General features: G+C 65.1%; 1 protein-coding gene. It reads left to right on the forward strand.

Annotated features, from left to right (window positions below):
* Positions 1 to 691: HEXXH motif domain-containing protein (locus ON29_RS29845; RefSeq protein WP_040871448.1), on the forward strand; the 691-nt coding region annotated here is incomplete at its 5' end.
* Positions 692 to 737 lie beyond the last annotated feature (46 nt).

Here is a 737-nt window from a genome sequence, read left to right on the forward strand (position 1 = left end):
GGGCTGCCATTCGTACGAGTCCGATCGCCTCAGCGAGGCAGAGGTGGAGCGCTGGCAGCGTGCCTTCGCGACGGGGATCGACTTCATCCGTGACCATATGCCCGCCTACGCTCCCGGTATCCTCACCGGACTCAACACCGTGATGCCGATGCAGCCGGACCCCGGTTACGACCGGAGCGCATCGGCGCGGCTCGCCTTCGGTGCGGTGGGCATGGCCTTGCGACCCGAGCAGGATTCTCTCGCGCTGCTGCTGGTGCACGAGTTCCAGCATGTCAAGATGGGCGCGATACTCGACATGTTCGAGTTGTACGACCTTTCCGATCGGGAGTTGCGGTACTACGCCCCATGGCGTCCGGACCCTCGTCCGATCGAGGGGCTGCTGCAGGGTGCTTATGCGCATATCGGGGTGACCGATTATTGGCGGGTGCGGCGGACGCTGGTCGACGGTGCCGACCGGGTGGAGGCGGAGAGGCAGTTCGCTCGCTGGCGGATGATGACCGCTGAGGCGATCGGTCAGTTGCGGGATTCCGGATCGTTGACGGGGTTGGGTGAGCGGTTTGTGCAGGCGATGGGGGAGACGGTGTTGCCGTGGTCGAGTGAGCCGGTGGATCCCGCCGCCGAAGCCGCCGCCCGCGAAGTGGCCGACCGGCACCGCGCGGAGTTCGAACAGAGTATTGGCAAGGCAGGCTGAGCAAATTCGCGCGTCCAGCCGAGTTCGAGGAGAGAATATGACCACT

The sequence above is a fragment of the Nocardia exalbida NBRC 100660 genome (assembly GCF_000308575.1).
GTDB classification, from domain to species: domain Bacteria; phylum Actinomycetota; class Actinomycetes; order Mycobacteriales; family Mycobacteriaceae; genus Nocardia; species Nocardia exalbida.